Source organism: Phenylobacterium sp. (assembly GCF_030654915.1).
Taxonomy (GTDB): Bacteria; Pseudomonadota; Alphaproteobacteria; order Caulobacterales; family Caulobacteraceae; genus Phenylobacterium.
Genome location: NZ_JAURWM010000317.1, coordinates 1 through 1,641, shown reverse-complemented (window position 1 = coordinate 1,641; position 1,641 = coordinate 1). Strand labels below are relative to the sequence as shown.

The window sequence follows — 1,641 nt, the reverse complement described above, 5'->3', positions numbered from 1 at the left end:
ACCTTCCTGACCTCGGCCGGCCCGCGCACGACCGGTCTTTTCCAGCAGCCCGAGATCACCACCAACGAGTCGATCTACTATCAGCGCGGTCCCTTCGAGGCCCGGGTCTCGCACAACTACATCGGCGGCCAGCTCGAGACGATCAACGACGCCAACCCGAACTCCGACCAATACTGGAAGGGCCGGCACCTGTTCGACGCCAGCGTCTCGTGGCGCTTCAACGACAATCTGACGGTCTTCGTCGAGGGCCAGAACCTCTCGAACACCGGCCGCCAGGAAGTCACCGGCCCCGGCCGTCGCTACCTGCAAGAGTGGGCGAACTACGGCCGCACCTATTGGGTCGGCGCGGCGTTGAACTTCTAAGGAAACCGGCATGATCCGATATTTGGTTCTGGCCGGGGCGCTTGTCGCCTCGGCCGCCTGCGCCCAGGAAGCCACCGCCCCTTCGCACTCGGCTGAGGTCATGCGTCGCTACTCCGCGCCTGAGGCGCGGCAGGGCGTGGCGGTCGATCGCGACCATGTCTACGCGGTGGCCAACTCGACCATCGCCAAATACGACAAAAAGACCGGGATGAAGGTGGCGGAGTGGAAGGGCGACCCCACCCGCTATCCGCACATCAATTCGTGCGCGGTGATCGCCAAGGAGCTGGTCTGCGCCAGCTCCAACTTCCCGGCGGTCCCGCAGACCAGTTCGGTGGAGTTCTTCGATCCGGCGACCATGACCCACCTGCGCACCGTGGCGCTGGGCCTTGGGACCGGTTCAATCACCTGGATCGACCGCAAGGACGGCGCCTGGTGGGCGGCGTTCGCCAACTATGACGGCAAGGGCGGCGAGGCTCCGCGCGATCACCGTCACACGGCCCTGGTCCGGTTCGACGATCAGTGGCGCAAGACGCAAAGCTGGAGCTTCCCGCCGTCGATCCTGGAGCGCTTCAAGCCGATGAGCTCGTCGGGCGGCGGCTGGGGTCCGGACGGCCGGCTCTACATCACCGGCCACGATCACCCCGAGCTCTCCATCCTGCCCCTGCCCAAGGGCGGAGCGGTCCTCGACCATGTCGGAACCATCGGCGTGCCCGTCGAGGGCCAAGCCATCGACTGGGATGAGAGCCAGCCCGGTGTGCTCTACGGCATCAGCCGCCCCAACCGCGAAGTCCTGGCGATGCGGGTCCTGCCCGCGAAATAGACGGCGAGCTAAGCCTCCAGCTCGATGTCCCAGTAGAGGTAGTCGAGCCAACTCTTGTGCAGGTGATGCGGCGGGAACTTGCGGCCCCGATCCTGCAGCTCATGGGCCGTTGGGCGGCGCGGCTGGTGGAATGGGTGCATGTGGGCCTCGGCCGGGGTGCGCCCGCCCTTGGCCAGATTGCAGCGCGCGCAGGCGGTGACGATATTTTCCCAGGTGGTCCGGCCGCCGCGTGAGCGCGGCACCACATGGTCGAAGGTCAGGTCCTCGCTCACCGTGCAGTACTGGCAGGCGAATGAATCGCGCAGGAAGAGGTTGAAGCGGGTGAAGGCCGGGGGCCTATCCTGCGGCACGTAGTGCTTCAGCGAGACGACGCTGGGGAGCCGCATGGCGAATGAGGGAGAATGGACTTCCTGGTCGTAGGTCGAGACCACATCGACGCGATCAAGGAACACCGCCTT

Annotated in this window: 2 protein-coding genes and 1 pseudogene; 2 read left to right on the top strand and 1 reads right to left on the bottom strand. The window is 65.9% G+C overall.

Annotated features, from left to right (window positions below):
• Both Q7T84_RS16680 and Q7T84_RS16675 read left to right on the top strand, forming a co-directional pair.
• Positions 1–363, top strand: a pseudogene (locus tag Q7T84_RS16680) (TonB-dependent receptor); the annotation flags it as partial.
• Between the two features lie 10 nt (positions 364–373).
• Entirely contained in the window at positions 374–1,183 is an 810-nt protein-coding gene (locus tag Q7T84_RS16675) for a hypothetical protein (RefSeq protein WP_304811060.1), read from the top strand.
• 8 nt (positions 1,184–1,191) lie between these two features.
• On the opposite strand, the gene Q7T84_RS16670 is transcribed toward Q7T84_RS16675, so the two are convergent.
• Positions 1,192–1,641, bottom strand: a 450-nt coding sequence (locus Q7T84_RS16670; protein ID WP_304811058.1) for an HNH endonuclease, incomplete at its 5' end; no start/stop codon positions are given.

Bases quoted from the DNA above. Each gene is read 5' to 3' on its own strand.
- Q7T84_RS16675 (WP_304811060.1), top strand. From the start codon at position 374: ATGATCCGATATTTGGTTCTGGCCGGGGCGCTTGTCGCCTCGGCCGCC.